Source organism: Frankia sp. R43, from assembly GCF_001306465.1.
Taxonomy (GTDB): Bacteria; Actinomycetota; Actinomycetes; order Frankiales; family Frankiaceae; genus Parafrankia; species Parafrankia irregularis.
In genome coordinates, this window is sequence record NZ_LFCW01000002.1 from 1,392,746 (window position 1) to 1,408,725 (window position 15,980).

A 15,980-nucleotide genomic window follows, 5' to 3' on the forward strand; every position below is an offset into this window, starting at 1 on the left:
GGCGCAGCTGGGTGGGCGCGTTGTCCGGATGGGCGCGTTGTCTTGGGTGGGCGCGTTGCCGCCGGGCATCAGCGAGGCTCCCGGTCACCTGAGCGGGTGAGGTGGGTGAACAAGGTGAGCATGTGTTCCATGGCCTCGTCGACGCCTTCCTGGTCGCCGGTGGCGAGGAGGTCCAGGAGGAGCCCGCGGGTGGCGGCGAGTGAGAGGCGGGCCTGGGCACGTGCGGCGGTGGGCTCGAGGCCGTCGCGGGTGAGGAAGTCGGTCATCGGGCCGAGCCAGTCGTCGACGACTCCGTCGAGCAGCGGCTGGGCGTAGGCGCGGCCCTGCAGCGCCTGGGTGTAGATCTCGAAGAAGAGGCGCTCGAACGGCGCCAGCTCCGGCTGGCGCAGCTGTCGCCACATCCGGCGGCCCAGCTCGGCGGCGGACGTCGCCGGAACACGGCGCATCTCGGCGAACGCGGCGCGTTGCTGTTCCTCCATCGCACGTACGACCTCGACGAGGAGGCCGTCGCGGGAGCCGAAGTGGTAGATGAGCATGCGGTGGCTGGTGCCGATCGCGGTGGCCAGCTGCCGCAGGCTCACGTCGCCGATTCCGTGTGCGGTGAGGTGGGCGATGACGTCCCCCAGCAGGCGCTGTCGGGCGCTGTCGGGCGGGCTGTCCGATGGCGGACCTTGCGACGGCATGTACCGGATGGTACATGTACCACGTGGTACAGAAGCCGGGCGGCTGCGTGTCGCCGTCCGTGAGCCTTTGATCGCGTCTCCAGGAGGTATCCCCGATGTACTACGAGACCTCGGTGACCATCGACGCCGCCCCCGACGAGGTCTGGGCCGTGATGCGGGACGTCGAGCGCTGGCCCACCTGGACTCCGACGATGACCGCCGTCGAAGCCGTCGACGCCCCGGGCGGCGAGCTACGCGAAGGCGGAAGGGTGCGCATCCAGCAGCCCAGGCTGCCGGTGGCGACGTGGACCGTGACCGATCTGCTCCCGGGCGCGGGCTTCACCTGGACCTCCCGTGCGACCGGAATGATCACCGTCGCCGACCACCGCATCACGTCCGACCCGAACGGCGGCCCGGTCACGGTGCGGCTGAGCCTGCGCCAGAGCGGGCCGCTGGCGCCGGTGGTGGCCCTGCTCATGGGGCGGCTGGTGCGCCGCTACGTCGACACCGAGGCCCAGGGCCTGCGCACCCGCTGCGAGGAACGAACCGGCGCAGACCGAAGCGAAGCCTGATGCGTGCCGTTCACACGGGAGAGGACGCCGAGGAGTCGTAAAGCTCTTGTTGTTCTGGTCGTGGAATGTCTTGCAGCCGGGCGGCGAGGGCTCGCCCTGCGGGTGTCAGGAAAACCTGGTTCTGGCCCGTGCTGAGGTCGCGTGTGTCGTCGAGCAGGCCACGCATCTCCAGCTCGTGAAGGGCCTCGAAGAGCTCCAGCTGCCGGGCCCGCCAGACCCGATGCGCCCGGTTGCGGCCGTCCCCGACCGGTGGCGGGGGTGACAACGCGGCTCGGAGGTCGGTGGTGTCGACGCTGCCTGAACCGGCAACCAGGCGAAGTATCTCGATGTACGTCTCGTTCAGCGGCTCGGACGGCTCGGACGGCTCGGGTGGCGTGCTTGGTTCGGCCGGTTCCGGTTCCGGTTCCGGCTCCGGCTCCGGGTTTGGGTTTGGGTTTGGTTCCACGTTTGCTTCCACGTCGACGTCGCCTGGTGGCCGTGGCGTGGCGCGGGTGCGCAGCGTGGAGCTGGGCCTGGTCGCGAGCCAGCTCTCGAAGGTGCTGCGGCGCCATCGTGGCTGGCTGGGCACCGAGGCGTCGTCGGGGGCCGGCAGCTGTCTCAGTCGGCGGTACCTGCGAAGGGTGGCCGGGGTGACCCCGGCCCGCTGGGCCATCTCCTGGTAGCCGACCAGCGGATCCTCCGCCGACCCGGCGGGGCGGGTCTGCGCGGATTGTGTCGAGGCGTCGATCATGGCGGTCAACGTACCGGGTAATCCTGCGATATTTGCTGTGAAGCAAGTGGCCTTCATGGGTCTCGTCAGGTCTCGCGGTCGGCCGGCCGGATCGTTAGCGTGCACCGCGTGGACCTGAGCGAACAGTGGACCTGAATGAACAGGAGTGCCGCCGCCGGCTCGCGGCGGCGCGGGTCGCTCGCCTCGCGACCGTCGGAGCCGACGGCGCACCCCACCTGGTTCCGGTGACCTTCGCGCTGGCCGGCGATCAGGTCGTGACCGCTGTGGACCACAAACCGAAACGCACGGCGGCGCTGCGGCGACTGGCGAACATCGCCGCCAACCCGCGGGTCAGCCTCCTCGTTGATCAGTACACCGACAACTGGCCCGGCCTGTGGTGGGTCCGGGCCGATGGCCAGGCCCGCGTCGTCGACACGCCGGGCGGCGAGAGATCGGCGGCGATCCGGTGCCTGACGGCGAAGTACGACCAGTACCGGGCCGCCGTTCCAGCCGGCCCGGTGATCCTCGTCCAGGTCGAACGGTGGCGGGGATGGGCGTACGCCGACCGAGGGGTGAGCCGCGCCGCGGATCCGGCCGCTCCGACGGATGCCGTTCCAGACCGCCCCGCCCAGGTTCAGATAGGGGTCATCGGCCCCGGAGCCGGCGAGGCGACGCCGGCCCAGTACCAGCTTGCGCGCCAGGTGGGAAATCTGTTGGCGCACACCGGCGCGCGGGTGGTCTGCGGCGGCCGCGGAGGTGTCATGGAGGGCGTCGCGCTCGGCGTCCAGGAGGCAGGCGGCCTCTGCGTCGGCATTCTGCCCGGCCACGACCGGGCCGCCGCCAACCGGTACCTCGGTGCGGTGATCTGCAGCGGCGTCGGCGAGAAGCGGAACGAGATGGTCGTGGAATCGTCCGACGCCCTCGTGGTGATCGGCAGCAACGCGGGCACGGTCATCGAGATCCTGCTGGCGAAGAAGAACGGCGTGCCGGCCTTCGGCCTCGACTGCGCCCCTGTTTCCACCGGCGGAAGGCGACTTGACGCGGTCGTCATCGTCGACGACCCGGCGGAGGCCGTCACCCGAGCGGTCGAGACAGCCCGAGCCAGAGCCCACGCGCACCTTCACCCGGAGTGACCCCGACGGTGCATCGCACGCGTTCTTCGGACATGTCGGTTCCGCCGATGCGGTGAGGTCGCGGTCCCGCCCTGCGACTGAGAGCATGCGGGAAGTCGCGTCGCGTCAGCGTTGTGAAGGGTGGGCCTGTGGCGGTCAAAACGGCGGCGGGCCGTGCGGCACCTGGTGTGGTGCCCGGCCACGCGGACGTCATCTTCTTCGGCGGGCCGATCGTCACCGTCACGGACACCCCGGTGAACGCGGGTTCACCGGAGGCGGTGGTGGTGAAGGCGGGCCGGATCGTGTTCGTCGGCGACCGCTCCCGGGCGCTGGCGGACTGGCGGGGCGCGGATACCCAGCTGCGCGATCTTCGCGGCCGGGCGTTGCTGCCGGGCTTCATCGACGCACACGGTCACCTGACCGGTACCGGTTTCCAGGCGTCCGTCGCCAACCTGCTCGCCGAACCCGACGGGAATGTCACCACCATCGCGTCACTACGGGAGGCGCTGGCGGAGTTCGCGGTGAGCGAGGTGGGCCGGCGCTCCGAATGGATCATCGGTTTCGGCTACGACGACTCGATGCTCGCCGAGACGCGGCATCCGACCCGTGACGAGCTGGACCTGGTGTCCACCGACCGGCCGGTCCTCGCCATTCATCAGTCGTTCCATCTGGGCGCGGTCAACAGCCGTGGGCTTGAGCTTCTCGGATACGGCGCCGGCACACCGAACCCGGCCGGCGGGGTGATCCGGCGCCAGGACACGGCGCCGCAGTACGGGACACCCGACGGTGTTCTGGAGGAGAACGCGTTCAACCCGGCCGCGGCCAGGGCGATCGCGGGCATGCACGCCGACGACCAGGCCCAGTTCCTGCCCAGGGGGCTACGGAAGGCCGCGAGTTTCGGTTTCACCACCGTGCAGGAGGGGGCCGCCACGCTCGACCAGCTGGCCGCTATGCGCAAGGCCGCGACGGAGTTCCCCGCCGGGCTCCCCATCGACCTGGTCGTGTACGTCAAGGCGGACGAAGCCGTGCAGGATCCGGATCGGCTCCAGGAAGCCCAGGAATACAGTGCCGGCCTGCGGGCAGCGGGAATCAAGATGTTCCTGGACGGTTCGCCGCAGGGCCGCACCGCCTGGCTGACCCGGCCCTACCTCACTCCACCGCCCGGCACCGGCGCCGACTACGCCGGCTACCCCGTCATCACCGACGACGTGGCCGAACGGCAGGTGCGGGCCGGTTTCGAGCGGGGCTGGCAGGTCCTCGCGCACGTCAACGGGGACGCGGCCATCGACCAGTTCATCGCCGCCATACGGAATGCCACCGCGGCTCTGGGACCCGCCGACCGCAGGACGGTCGCGATCCACTCCCAGACCGCCCGGGCGGACCAGCTCGACGCGTTCGCGGAGCTCGGGATCATCCCGTCCTTCTTCTCCATGCACACCTACTACTGGGGCGACTGGTACCGCAGCACCGTGCTCGGCGAGGAACGCGCGGAGAACATCTCCCCGGCCAGGTGGGCGCTGGACCGTCAGTTGCTCTACACCAGCCACCACGACGCACCGGTCGCGCTGCCGAACTCGATCGCGATCCTGGCCAGCCAGGTCACCAGGGTCACCCGCTCGAACCACACCCTCGGCGCCCACCAGCGCGTGTCCGCCCTCGACGCGGTGAAGGCGATCACCATCAACGCCGCCCACCAGTACTTCGAACGGGACACCAAAGGCAGCATCGAGGTAGGCAAGGTGGCCGACCTCGTCATCCTCGACCGCAATCCCCTCACGGTGCCCGCGGAGACCATCCGGGACCTCACGGTGGAGGAGACCATCAAAGCCGGGACCACCGTCTACGACAGCCACCGCGACGGGAACGCCCCGGACTGATCCGCCCACCGAAAGCTGGTGGTGCGCCGGCGTTCTGTCGGGCCGTGACGATGCCGCCGCGGGTCGGGATCCCAGCGCAGCAGTCTGTGGCCATCGGTCGGATGTGATCGGGATTGTGCCGAGGCCCGCTAGGATCGGACGCGTTGCGTGACGGTCCTTGGGGGGCGGAGTGGCGTACGAGGGCAGTTTTCCTCGATGCGAGGCCGGGGCCGGGGCCGCCTCGTGATTGAGGACAAGGCCCAGATCGCGGCGGCGTTACCGGGATACGAGATCGGGGGCCGGCTGGGGCGGGGTGCGTTCGGGCTGGTGCTGGCCGGGCGGCATCGCGAGCTGGGCCGCGAGGTGGCGATCAAGATTCTGCCCGCGGACCAGGGCGGCGTCGCCGGGCGTAGCTGGAGCGAGGCCCGGGTGCTGGCCTCGTTGGATCATCCACACATCATCCGGGTCTATGACGCCCTCACCGTTGGTGATCTTCATCTGCTGGTGATGGAGCTGCTGGCCGGTGGCCCGCTGACCACCCGCGAATACGACATGACGGTCGAGGCGGGCTGCGCGGTGGGGCTGGCGGTGGCGTCCGCCCTGTCCTACGCCCATGGGCGTGGGGTGCTGCACCGCGACATCAAGCCGTCGAACGTTCTCTTCGACGCGGCCGGCCGGCCCAAGGTGGCCGACTTCGGCATCGCCAAGATCGCGCAGGGGACGGTGACCACCGCGAGCGCGGTGAGCGGCACCCCTCGCTACATGGCTCCGGAGCAGATCCTCGGCGGCCAGCTCGGGGCGGCGACCGACCTCTACGCGCTCGGCATCATGCTCTACGAGCTGCTGGGGGACGATCCGCCCTTCGACCCGGCGCTGCCCGCCGCGGGGTTCATCCATCACCACCTCAACGTCATGCCCGCCCCGCCGGCGGGTGTGGCGGAACCGATCGCCGAGGTGGTGATGCGCTGCCTGGCGAAGGATCCGGCCGACAGGCATCCATCGGCGCACGCCTTCGCCCTGGACCTGGCCGTCGCGGCCGCCGCCGTGTGCGGCCCGGGCTGGTCCGACCGCGCCGGCATCGGACTCAGCATTGACGACGCTGTCCGAGCCGCGGCCGAAGCGCCCGCCACCCGGGTACTGGCACCGCATATCCCGGACGCTGTCGAGCCACAGCCGGACAGCACCTCGGACCTCCCCACCCAGCGGGCTGCCCACCCGTCCACCTCGGACGTCGCATCAAACTCGGACAGCGCATCAGACTCGGACGGGGTCCCGGACTCGGACGGGGCAACACGTGAAGCACGGACCTGGCGCCCCGGTCGATCCCTGCCCCGGCGGTTCCGCCTGCCCGCTGCCGCCGCGGCGGCCCTGCTCGCCATCGTCGGTGTCGTCCTCGCCCTGACCCTTCCCTCGGGCAAGGATCCCGCCGCACTCACGGTCGGAGATTCCACCGCCTCCGGTGCGTCGGCCGGCACACCCACCTCGACGACGCCCACGGCGTCGAGGCGATCGACGGCTTCCCAGGGGCCGACGGCCAACCCGGGGCCCATCGCCCCCCTCAACCCCCGCCCGGTGAGCTCCGCGCTCACCGGGCATACCAACGTCGTGTCCTCGGTGGCGTTGTCGCCGGATGGCCGCACCATGGCCAGCGCCAGCTGGGACAGCACGGTGCGGCTGTGGGACGTCACCGACCGGAGCGCGCCCCGCCCGCTGGGCTCTCCGCTCACCGGTCACACCGGCTACGTGTTCTCGGTGGATTTCTCGCCGGACGGGCGCACTCTGGCCAGCGCCGGTTGGGACAGCACGGTGCGGCTGTGGGACGTCTCCGACCGAGATGCGCCCCGCCCCCTGGGCGCCCCGCTCACCGGCCATGCCGAAGGGCTCTATGCGGTGGCGTTCTCGCCGGACGGGCGGACTCTCGCCAGCGCCAGCGACGACAACACGGTGCGGCTGTGGGACGTGACCGACGTGGCCGCGCCCCGGTTGCTGGAATCCGCGCTGACCGGTCACACGGACTACGTGTTCTCGGTGGCGTTCTCGCCGGACGGGCGGACCATCGCCACCGCCAGCGGCGACTACACGGTGCGGCTGTGGGACGTCACCGACCGGAACGCGCCTCGTTCGCTGGGTCCGGCGCTCACCGGCCACACCAACCCCGTGCGGTCGGTGGCGTTCTCGCCGGACGGGCATGTCCTGGCCAGTGCCAGCGACGACAAGACGGTGCGGCTGTGGGATGTGACCGACGTGAGTGCGCCCCGGCCGCTCGGGGCACCACTCACCGGTCATACCGAATATGTGTTCTCGGTGGCGTTCTCGCCGGATGGGCGAACCCTCGCCAGCGCCAGTGGCGACTTCACGGTGCGGCTGTGGGATGTCACAGAACCGGGTGTGCCTGTCCCCGTGGCGTCTCCGCTCACGAATCACGCCAGCTACGTCTACTCGGTGGCGTTCGCGCCGGATGGACGGACGATTGCCAGCGGCAGCGGCGACTTCACAGTGCGGCTCTGGGGCCTGAACTGACCGGGCCACCTCGGCGGCCAACGTGGTGGCCGCCCGCCCGGTCCGTCAGGTCGCCGGACTGTAGGAGCGGAGGCGGTGGCAGGGGAGGCGGCCTCTGCGGGAGCAGATTGTGCTGATTCGTCTTCGTCGGTGATCAGTGAATGCCTCGTCCGGTTCAGCGGAACCGGCGGCGCTCACTCGCGTGTAGTCAGCCGGGCCGTCTTGTCGAGGGCGGGTTCCTCCGGGAAGGTGTCGAGTTTCTGGACGCCGGTGTGAGGCTCGTGCGGCTGCCAGGTTCCCTGTCCGGTGGGGCGACACGAAGGGTTCCTCGTTCCGGCGCTGGACGTCCTCGGCTAGCGCATGATCAACCCGCCGGACACGCCGGAAGGCGACATAGCCCCACATTTGGCCCACCTCGTCTTCGGCGCCGTGGCCGCGTAGGAACAGTGGGCGCTCGGCACACCGTGAAGCTGCCGTCGGGACACCTGCGGGCTAAATACGCTGGCCGTGTTCCTTCGCGGTGGTTGCCAACGCGTGCGGCAGTGTGTTTGCATGACGGCTACCCAGACTGTGCCGCTGGCCGGGCCCTAGTAGCGACGGAGCGTCGCGAGGGGGCAAGTCCGGCTGGCGGCGCACTGGCACGGTTAGCATGCTGGGCCGCCTGGATCTCCATCCAGCGCATAGAGGTAGCCATCGTCGCTGCCGATTACCAGGAGCGATCCGGCCGAAACGGGGGTGGAGTTCACAGCCCCACCGGTTTCGTGGCGCCAGAGTGAGTGGCCGTCACGAGCGTCGAGCGCATACAGAAAGCCGTCGCGAGCGCCTACGTAGACGACTGTTCCTCGTACCACGGGGGACGCCTTGATCGCGCTACCTACCTCGTAGGTCCAGCGTGACGCGCCGCTCTTCCTGTCCAATGCGTAGACGACACCGTCGTAGGACCCGAAGACCACGAGCTCACCGAAGACTGTAGGGGTTCCTTTGATCTGACCGCCAGCCGGGTAGTACCAATCGAGTCTGCCGGTAGCCCGGTCGAGTCGGTGCAGCCGGTGGTCGTAGCCACCGATGAACAGGCTGTCCTCATGGATTTCCGGTGGCGCGTCAAACCATTTACGGGCTCGGTACGCCCAAAGCTCCGCACCGTCGGCGGACCACGCTCGGACGTGGCAATCGTGCCCGCCGAAGTAGAGCGCTCGCCCATCCGTTGCTATCGGGCCATGTACTGGCTGGCTGAGTTCCTTCCGCCATCGCTGGATGCCGGAATGGAAGTCGAGCGTCGTCACACAGCCGTCCGCAGTAGGGACGACCACGGTTTTCCCTGCGACAGTAGGTGCCGCAGTGGGTATCGCCGGGAGATCAGCCTGCCAATGTGTCTCACCGGTTGTGACGTCGAGCGACCACAGACGACTGTCGCCGCCAGCGACCAGCGCGCTCTCGCCACTGATCGTGGGTGCGGATCCGCGGAGCACGGGGAAGTCGCGACGCCACCGAGGCTGGCCGCCGGACGAATCGAGCGCGACCACTTGGTCGACGTTCCCGGTGACCACTAGATACGGCGTCGCGTCCGCCGGTGCCGGTGTGCCACCCAGGTAGAACCGCCACGGCTCTGGCAGCCGACCGTCATCCGCAGGCGGGTTCTGCCGGCCATGACCCGTCTCGGCATGGCTGCCCTCGGGGCGACGCCGTTGGCGTTGTCGCGTCCGGGTCTGCTCGACTGTGTCGAGCGCCTGACGAGCGTCCTGGCGTTCGGCGGGTGCAGGTGCCTGTTCCGCGGAAGCGTCACGCAGCGCGCCGAGTGGAGATGCCCCCACGGTGACCCGTGGCGGCGACGGGGGGGAAACGGACTCGGCGACTGGTGGCGTCGTTCGCGGGGGAACTGGGAACTCCGGGGCTGTGGCAGGCTTGGCCCGGCCAGCCAAACTATGGCCTATCTGTTCGAGCAGGTAGACCCTGGCCGACTCCGCCGGCAGACCGAACAAGTCGAATCCGACCAGGGTGCGTAGCAGCCCTGGCCGGTCACAGTCCTCAAGTCGCACTGGGAGTAGCTTGCGTGCGAAGCCTTCCGGGTCTTCTGCCCGTACGGCCCGCCATTCCTGACCGCCGTAGACGGAACGTAGGTAGGCCGCCGACAGCAACGCCACCATCCGCCCAGCGTGCCTCACTCCCTGCTCCATGCTGGACATCCAGTCCGAACCCGGCACGAAGTCCCACGCCTGGATCAGGACCCGGTAGCCGGCGTCCTCCAGCTGCCAGGCCACCCACTCCGCCCACTGCCGGTCCACGGCCGTGTAGGAGATGAAGAAATCCCACGTCTGCGGCCTGCCCGCAGCCCCCGCATCCGGCACAACCCCAATCCTGGCACCGACACCTCCCTACTGGTAGGCCCCGCCCCTTCCAAACCGGGACCGCCGACAGGAGCGGGCTCTGGACGCACCCACCGTCCCACCCCGCATAGCACCGCGGGAACGCCCCGGGTCGACGGGACCGGCGGAACTGTGCAGTAGTTAGGCCGTCATGTGAGCCAGGTAGGTGGCGAAGGGTTCCAGGCCGGCCGCGGCACGGCGGGCGTCGAGATGTTCCGGGTCGGCGATGGGACGAGGGCCGAGGGCGTCGGTGCCCTGTGGTCCGCGCCAGAACTGGGTCCCGTAGATCTGTGGCTCGTCGCGGGCGCAGAGCACCCGATCGGTCAGGTAGGCGAGGTGCCTGGTGGATGCGTCCCCGGCCACGACCGCGGCCCGCAGCAGCTCCAGGCATTCCGCCTGGAATTCGGGGTCGTGGTCGGCGTGCTGGGCGATCAGCCAGGCGTCGCTCGCTCCGACCGGCCCGACCAGTGTCTCTCCCGGCCAGCCGTGCTCGGCGATGACTGCCCGCAGCCACGCGGTGTTGTCCGCGTCAATCTCTCGCATCCGATCAGCGAGCACCTCACGCTCGGCTGGATCGGCTGCGTCGGTGCCGGCTGCGCCGTCCCGGCCGGCGGGGTCGCTGTGCCGGGTTGAAGTGATGGCCAGCCAGGCGTTCCGCACTTGCTGGTCGGCCTCCGTCCGCCGTGCCAGTTCCTCCCGAAGATCCTCCCGCATGTGCTCATTGTGGGCGAGGCGGGAGGCGGCGGCGGCCCCATCGACTGCGAACGGCCGGGCTGGCTGCCGCCTGCCGCGTCGCACTCGCCGCGGCCTGACACGGTCGGATCGAGGGCGCCGAGCCGCGAAGCTGCTGCTGAGCCCGCAAGCGCACGCCCCGGCGGTCCGCTCTGTCCGTGTTCCGACGGACCGGGCGATCTGACCACCAGGATCTCTACGGTGAACGCTATGGGGATCAGGCACACGTTTCTGGCAGGCGCTGTCGCCACCGTGCTAGGGAGCGGACTGCTCACGGGCTGCGCCGGGCTGGACTCGACATCCGACTCGGACGGCATCGCGGCGTCCGCCGGCCAGCAGGCACTTCCCGCCGGAAGCTGCGGAGGCGCCGTCGAAACGGTGCAGGACGTCGAGGCGATCATCGTCGAGCCCGCGGGCTGCCCCGGCGCGGTGAACACCTACTGGGCCGGCGAGTTGGGCGAGAAGTGGACCCCACCGCGCTACATCTCCTACCGAGACGGGGAGATCCCACCGATCGCCTGCGCGCAGGGCGAATCCGACCCGGCCGCGTTCGCCGACAACGCCCTGTACTGCCCACTCGACGACACCATCGCGTACAGCGTCGACTTCATGACCGAGCTGCACGACACCGGTGGTCCGTCCTACCCGATGTATGTGCTCATGCACGAGCTGGCTCACCGGGCTGCCACTCTCTCCGGCCGCACCGGAGTGGTTTCCCGCGCGGAGGAGAACCAGGCCGACTGCCTTGCCGGCGGCCAGGCCCGCACGGCCGCTGACGCCGACCGGCTCGACCTCGGCGATGCCGTCTCCGGCGTCCTGCTGTTCTTCGGCCTCGGTGACAACCGTGACCGCGGCTGGTTCGACCGCGAGACCGCCACTTCGGAGGGCGCCCACGGCACGTCCCGCCAGCGCGCCCAGGCGTTCACCTTCGGCTATCTACGCGACAACGACACCTGCTTCCGCCTCGGTGAATCACCCACCGGCAGCGTGCTTTTCTGACCGTTGACGGCCTGACGGGTGGAGCATGGCGAGTTCCTGGCTGGTTCAGCCCGTGGCGGCCTCGGTGGCCCTGCGCAGCTGTTCGGCGTCAATGATCTGGCGTGCCAGCTCCTGCTCCGATACATCGACGGCGTCGGGGGTGCCCTCGGCCACGGCACTACGTGCCGGCCGAGTTCCCCACCGCCCGCGCCGTCGAGTTCACAGTGATCTGCCCCGGTCACCTGGGTGATGGGGCTGGCGGCGTGATGCCGGGCCCGCCACGGTGGCAGACGCCCCCTGGATCGGCGCTGCCTGAGCCCGGGGGATACCCTGACCCGCTCTTATTTGAATGAGCGTACGGGGGAAACAGAAATTGACAACGACATGCGGTCTGGCGGCGTGCGGGTGCCGAGGCCTTCTCGCAGGGAAACGAGGCACGCCCGATGGCGGTGTCCTCCGCATGAGTACGCTGGTCCGTCGCGGCCGGCCCGCTCGCCGCGGAAGTGAGGCCGAGCTGTGACGACGCTTCTCGCGTTCCTGGTGTTCTTCGCCCTGATCGGCTTCGTGGTGGGCCTGATCGCGTTCGCCCGGCGGGGACTCGCCTGGGCGCGGATCCGTGACCGCCGGACGGCCGCGGGCGTGACGGCCGTCGCCCTGCTCGTCTTCCTGGTGAGTGCTGCCCTGATGCCCACCGAGGAGGCGGACGAGAGTGACGGAGCTGTGGTCGCGGCCTCCGCGGTAGTGGGGCGGCCCAGCCCGCCCGCCACGACGTCCCCGAGCGCCGGTGGCACCCTCACGGCGACAGCCACGTCGGTCAGCCCGACGGCAGCCGTCGCGTCGGCGACGTTCGTGCCGCAGGCGCCCGCGAGCACGGCGGCCGGGAGGCCCTCCGACAGGTCGGTGTCGCCGGCGTCGCCGCCGACCACCTCGACCGCGGCGGCTGCGGTCCAGCCTGCACCGGCTGCCGCGCCGCAGCAGCCAGCGGCGGTCGTCCAGCAGCCGACAGCCGCTGCCGCGCCGCCACAGGCCGCGCCGCCTCCGGCCGCGGCCCCCGCACCGGACCCGCGTGCCGGGTGCGAGTCGTCCTACCCGGAAACCTGCCTACGCAGCGGCATCGGCGACTACGACTGCGCGGGCGGCAAGGGCGACGGCCCGAACTACGTCCGTGGCCCGCTGCGCGTCACCCCGCCCGACCCGTTCGACCTTGACCGCGACGGCGACGGTTACGGCTGCACCAGCTGAGCCTCAGCCGCCGCCCGGTGCCCGCCCAGGCCGACTCCGAATGTCACGATCACGCGGTCTGCGTCGTCAGGTCAGCATGGATGAGATTGTGATCAACGGATCCACGGGTGTCATCGGGCGGCGGCTCGTCCGTGAGCTGCTCACCGCCGGCTACCAGGTCCGGGGGGTGACCCGTTCCGCCCGCGGTCGGGAGCGGCTTGAGCGCGTCGGGGCGCGGGCCGTCGAGGCGGACGTGTTCGACGAGGCGTCGCTGCGCCGTGCGTTCGACGGGGCGGACGTCGTCGTCAACCTGCTGACCCACATTCCCGGCGTTGAACGCATGGCCGATCCGACCGCCTGGGAGGAGAACGATCGGCTGCGTGTCGTGGCGTCGGAGGCGACCGCCCGCGCCGCCCAGGGCGCCGGGGCGCGCAGGCTGGTGCAGGAGTCGATCTCGTTCGTGTACGCCGACGGCGGCGACGGGTGGCTCGACGAGGACGCGCCGGTCGCCGGTGGTGGCCCGACGACGTCCGCGCTGACGGCCGAGCGCAACGCATGTGAGTTCTTCGAAGGCGACACCGTCGTGCTCCGCTCGCGCACGCCGCGAGACCTACGTCGGCCCGTGGCTGCCGGAGCCGCTGGGAACGCCGCAACCACGAGGGTCGGCGGCCGACCCGGCCGACCGGGTCTCGCTCGACGAGTCGGTCAGCTACGCCCTGCTGACCGTGCTGGAGCAGCTCTCGCCCGCGGAGCGCACCGCGTTCGTGCTGCATGACGTGTTCGACGTCCCGTTCGGTCAGGTCGCCGAGGTGGTTGGGCGCACACCGGAGGCGGTGCGGCAGCTCGCCTCGCGTGCGCGCCGCCATGTCCGGCGCGAACAGCCGCGTTTCGCCGCGTCGCCCGCCGAGCACGACCGCGCTGTGCGGGCGTTCGCGCAGGCGGTCGGCGAAGGCGACCTCGAGAGCCTCGTCTCCGTGCTGGACCCGGAGGTCGTCTGGACCTCGGACGGTGGCGGGCGTGCGACGGCGCTACGCAAGCCGCTGCACGGCCGGGAGCGGGTCGCGCGGGTGTGGGCGGCGCTCGGCCGGGAGTCCCCGCACCAGCCGGTCGAGATCACGATGAACGGCCAGCTAGGGCTGATGCTCCCCAGCGATGACGGCTATCGCGCGGTGTTGTCGTTCGTCGTCGGCGACGGTCGCATTGCCCGCATCGACACGGTTCGCAACCCGGACAAGCTGCGGCGGGTCTGAGGGTACTTCTCTGGGCCTGCCTGGCGGTCGGATATTCGTCGTCAGTCCGGAACGCATCGACTGCATGACCTGCTTATGAGAGATCGGTAGATGATCGGCAGACAGGCTCATGTATGTCGGCTCATGTACTCCGCATCGCGGTCTGTTTCGGCGGAGGTTCGGATGCCGAGCGGTTTCTACCTGGCCAGCGACAGCTGTTCCGAGCCGGCGGCGTTCGCGCCGGATGGGCGCCTGTGTGCTTTCGCCTGCGGTGATGGTCGTCTGCGGTCGCGGTTGTGGGACGTGCTGGACGGGACCGAGGCTCGGCAGCTGAACCGCTCCTTTACGGACCACACGGACGAGGTGTTCTCGGTGGCGTTCTCGTTGGATGGTCGCACTCTGGCCAGCGCCGGTTGGGATGGCGCGGTGGGCTGTGGAATCTGTGTTCGAAGTGAGCCGTGCCGGCCTGGTAAACCCCTGTTGCACCAACCGGGCGACGGTCGCAGTCGTGAGGGCTGTGTGGGCGCGATGCTCTTCTCGCCGGACGGCGAACATTTCTGCGAGGAGCCACAGGGGATATCGCGGTGCAGTTGTGGGATGTTTCCATCCGGATTACCCCGCGCCCGCTCGGCCATGATCGTACCGGCGGCCGTCACGACGAGGCGATGGTGGTGGCGTTCGCCTCGGACGGGCGCACGGTTGTCCGGGTCAGCGAAAAGAGCCCGCTGTGGATGCGGGAAGATGACTGGCCGCGGCGGCGTCGCCGGGTTGCGAGCCGGCCACCGGGCCGATTTCCTCGAAGGAGATGTTGTTCATCATGTCCGATGGCCTGGAGAACCCGGGTGGTCCACCGGGGCCGTGGCCTCCGCCTCCTCACCCGCCCGCGTCGCCCTTTGCTCCGCCGACTCCGTCTCCGTCTCCGTCTCCGTCTCCGTCACCGTCTCCGTCTCGGCCGGGCCCCGCAGCACCATGGCCGGAGCCAACGGGCCCGGTGATGCCAGGGCCCGCGCCGTCTGGGTTCACCGGGCCCGGACAGGTCTGGCAGCCCCCGCCGCCGGCGTCTGCGCGGACGCACCGCGGACCGGCCGCGCTGTCACCCGGGGGAACGTCGGGCGATTCCAGAGCCGAGGCCACCGCCTGGGTTGCGGCCTCGGTGCCGCTCGTCGGGCTGGTCGCCGCCGTGGTCGTCGGCGTGATGTTCCCGGGCCTCGGCATCGCCACCGCGGTATCGCTGGGACTTCTCGTCGGCTGGGGCTGTGGCGTGCTGGTCGCGGTCATCGACCGCCGGCTCCTGCGGGTGCTCGGGGAGGATCCGGCGCACTGGGCCTGGGCGTTGATCGCGCCCTGGGCGTATCTGTTGGCCCGCGCGCTCCGTCGGCGGCCCGCACCCCGGACGACCTGGGCCGCCCTCGGCCTGTGCGTCGTGCTGACGCTCCTGAGCGCTGCCCTCGCCATGCCGCTGACGAGGAGCGTGTGGTCGTCGACTGCCGTGTTCGACCGGGACCGGGTCCAGCAGGACGTCGCGGCGGAGGTGGAAAGACAGACCGGGATCCCGGTGATCGTGTCGTGCCCGGAGGACCCGCGTCTGTCGGCCGGCTCGAGCTTCCACTGCGCGGTCAGAGGCGACGATCTGGTCGCCGTCGCGGTGGTCACCATGGCGGACGACAGCGGTGGCTACACCTGGATTCTCATGTGATCGCCTACCGCACTTCGCCCAGGTCAGCGACGGTTTTCCGGTCGGATTGACCTTCGTCCGGGCGGCTCGGGCTCATTCGTCGATGCTGTCCGCGGGTGATGTCCGGGTGCGTAACAACGCGCGAACTTGCTTGCGGACGGCGTCGGCCTGTGCCTATCCTCTGGATGCCTTCCTACATGAGGCCCGGGCTGCGCGGTGGGCTGACATGCATGCGATGTGACTGTTCTCGGAACGATTGGAATGTGGACTGGGATGTCCATCCAACTGGTCGGGTCAGGTAACGCGAGGCGGGGGACTGAAAGCAGGTATGGAGCCGCGCGACGGGGATCCACTGCTCGCGGTGGCGTCGCG

13 protein-coding genes and 1 pseudogene are annotated in these 15,980 nt (G+C 70.1%); 10 read left to right on the forward strand and 4 right to left on the reverse strand.

Annotated elements, in window-relative coordinates; translation table 11 throughout:
- Positions 1 to 68 precede the first annotated feature (68 nt).
- On the reverse strand, positions 69 to 683 hold the full coding sequence (locus ACG83_RS13625; protein ID WP_054566456.1) for a TetR family transcriptional regulator: 615 nt from the start codon (positions 681 to 683) through the stop codon (positions 69 to 71).
- Positions 684 to 778: 95 nt separating this feature from the next.
- On the opposite strand from ACG83_RS13625, the gene ACG83_RS13630 reads away from it, so the two are divergent.
- Positions 779 to 1,234 (forward strand): SRPBCC family protein, encoded by a 456-nt coding sequence (locus ACG83_RS13630; RefSeq protein ID WP_054566457.1) that lies wholly within the window; start codon positions 779 to 781, stop codon positions 1,232 to 1,234.
- A gap of 10 nt (positions 1,235 to 1,244) precedes the next feature.
- Here ACG83_RS13630 and ACG83_RS46005 read toward each other — a convergent pair whose 3' ends face one another.
- Positions 1,245 to 1,973, reverse strand: coding sequence for a hypothetical protein (locus ACG83_RS46005; protein WP_200931313.1), 729 nt, complete (start codon positions 1,971 to 1,973; stop codon positions 1,245 to 1,247).
- 116 nt (positions 1,974 to 2,089) lie between these two features.
- Between ACG83_RS46005 and ACG83_RS47930 the strand changes: the two genes are divergently transcribed.
- The 3 genes from ACG83_RS47930 (at position 2,090) to ACG83_RS13650 (ending at position 7,431) form a co-directional block, all read left to right on the forward strand.
- Positions 2,090 to 3,076 (forward strand): TIGR03668 family PPOX class F420-dependent oxidoreductase, encoded by a 987-nt coding sequence (locus tag ACG83_RS47930; RefSeq protein ID WP_063793049.1) that lies wholly within the window; start codon positions 2,090 to 2,092, stop codon positions 3,074 to 3,076.
- A gap of 128 nt (positions 3,077 to 3,204) precedes the next feature.
- Positions 3,205 to 4,932: an amidohydrolase gene (locus ACG83_RS13645; RefSeq protein WP_054566458.1), complete on the forward strand. Its 1,728-nt coding sequence runs from the start codon at positions 3,205 to 3,207 to the stop codon at positions 4,930 to 4,932.
- 222 nt (positions 4,933 to 5,154) lie between these two features.
- Positions 5,155 to 7,431 (forward strand): WD40 repeat domain-containing serine/threonine protein kinase, encoded by a 2,277-nt coding sequence (locus tag ACG83_RS13650; RefSeq protein ID WP_054566632.1) that lies wholly within the window; start codon positions 5,155 to 5,157, stop codon positions 7,429 to 7,431.
- A 623-nt stretch (positions 7,432 to 8,054) separates the two neighbouring features.
- On the opposite strand, the gene ACG83_RS46645 is transcribed toward ACG83_RS13650, so the two are convergent.
- Together ACG83_RS46645 and ACG83_RS13655 are read right to left on the reverse strand one after the other, a co-directional pair.
- Positions 8,055 to 9,755: a toll/interleukin-1 receptor domain-containing protein gene (locus tag ACG83_RS46645; RefSeq protein ID WP_076833906.1), complete on the reverse strand. Its 1,701-nt coding sequence runs from the start codon at positions 9,753 to 9,755 to the stop codon at positions 8,055 to 8,057.
- Between the two features lie 159 nt (positions 9,756 to 9,914).
- Positions 9,915 to 10,487, reverse strand: coding sequence for a DUF6624 domain-containing protein (locus ACG83_RS13655; RefSeq protein ID WP_054566459.1), 573 nt, complete (start codon positions 10,485 to 10,487; stop codon positions 9,915 to 9,917).
- A 228-nt stretch (positions 10,488 to 10,715) separates the two neighbouring features.
- Between ACG83_RS13655 and ACG83_RS13660 the strand changes: the two genes are divergently transcribed.
- From ACG83_RS13660 to ACG83_RS13680, 6 genes and pseudogenes are all read left to right on the forward strand, one after another.
- On the forward strand, positions 10,716 to 11,504 hold the full coding sequence (locus ACG83_RS13660) for a neutral zinc metallopeptidase (RefSeq protein WP_054566460.1): 789 nt from the start codon (positions 10,716 to 10,718) through the stop codon (positions 11,502 to 11,504).
- A 495-nt stretch (positions 11,505 to 11,999) separates the two neighbouring features.
- Positions 12,000 to 12,725 (forward strand): hypothetical protein, encoded by a 726-nt coding sequence (locus ACG83_RS13665; protein ID WP_054566461.1) that lies wholly within the window; start codon positions 12,000 to 12,002, stop codon positions 12,723 to 12,725.
- Positions 12,726 to 12,801: 76 nt separating this feature from the next.
- A complete protein-coding gene (locus ACG83_RS13670; RefSeq protein ID WP_083473197.1) occupies positions 12,802 to 13,479 on the forward strand; it encodes an NAD(P)H-binding protein in 678 nt (225 codons plus the stop codon).
- The gene (locus ACG83_RS13675; protein ID WP_235497868.1) at positions 13,469 to 13,954 is read left to right on the forward strand and encodes a nuclear transport factor 2 family protein; all 486 of its coding nucleotides are present in this window, start codon (positions 13,469 to 13,471) and stop codon (positions 13,952 to 13,954) included. Before ACG83_RS13670 ends, ACG83_RS13675 begins: the two co-directional genes overlap by 11 nt.
- A 162-nt stretch (positions 13,955 to 14,116) precedes the next feature.
- Positions 14,117 to 14,350, forward strand: a pseudogene (locus ACG83_RS47935) (WD40 repeat domain-containing protein); the annotation flags it as partial.
- Between the two features lie 736 nt (positions 14,351 to 15,086).
- On the forward strand, positions 15,087 to 15,629 hold the full coding sequence (locus ACG83_RS13680) for a DUF4333 domain-containing protein (protein ID WP_235497869.1): 543 nt from the start codon (positions 15,087 to 15,089) through the stop codon (positions 15,627 to 15,629).
- The last annotated feature ends 351 nt before the right edge of the window (positions 15,630 to 15,980 follow it).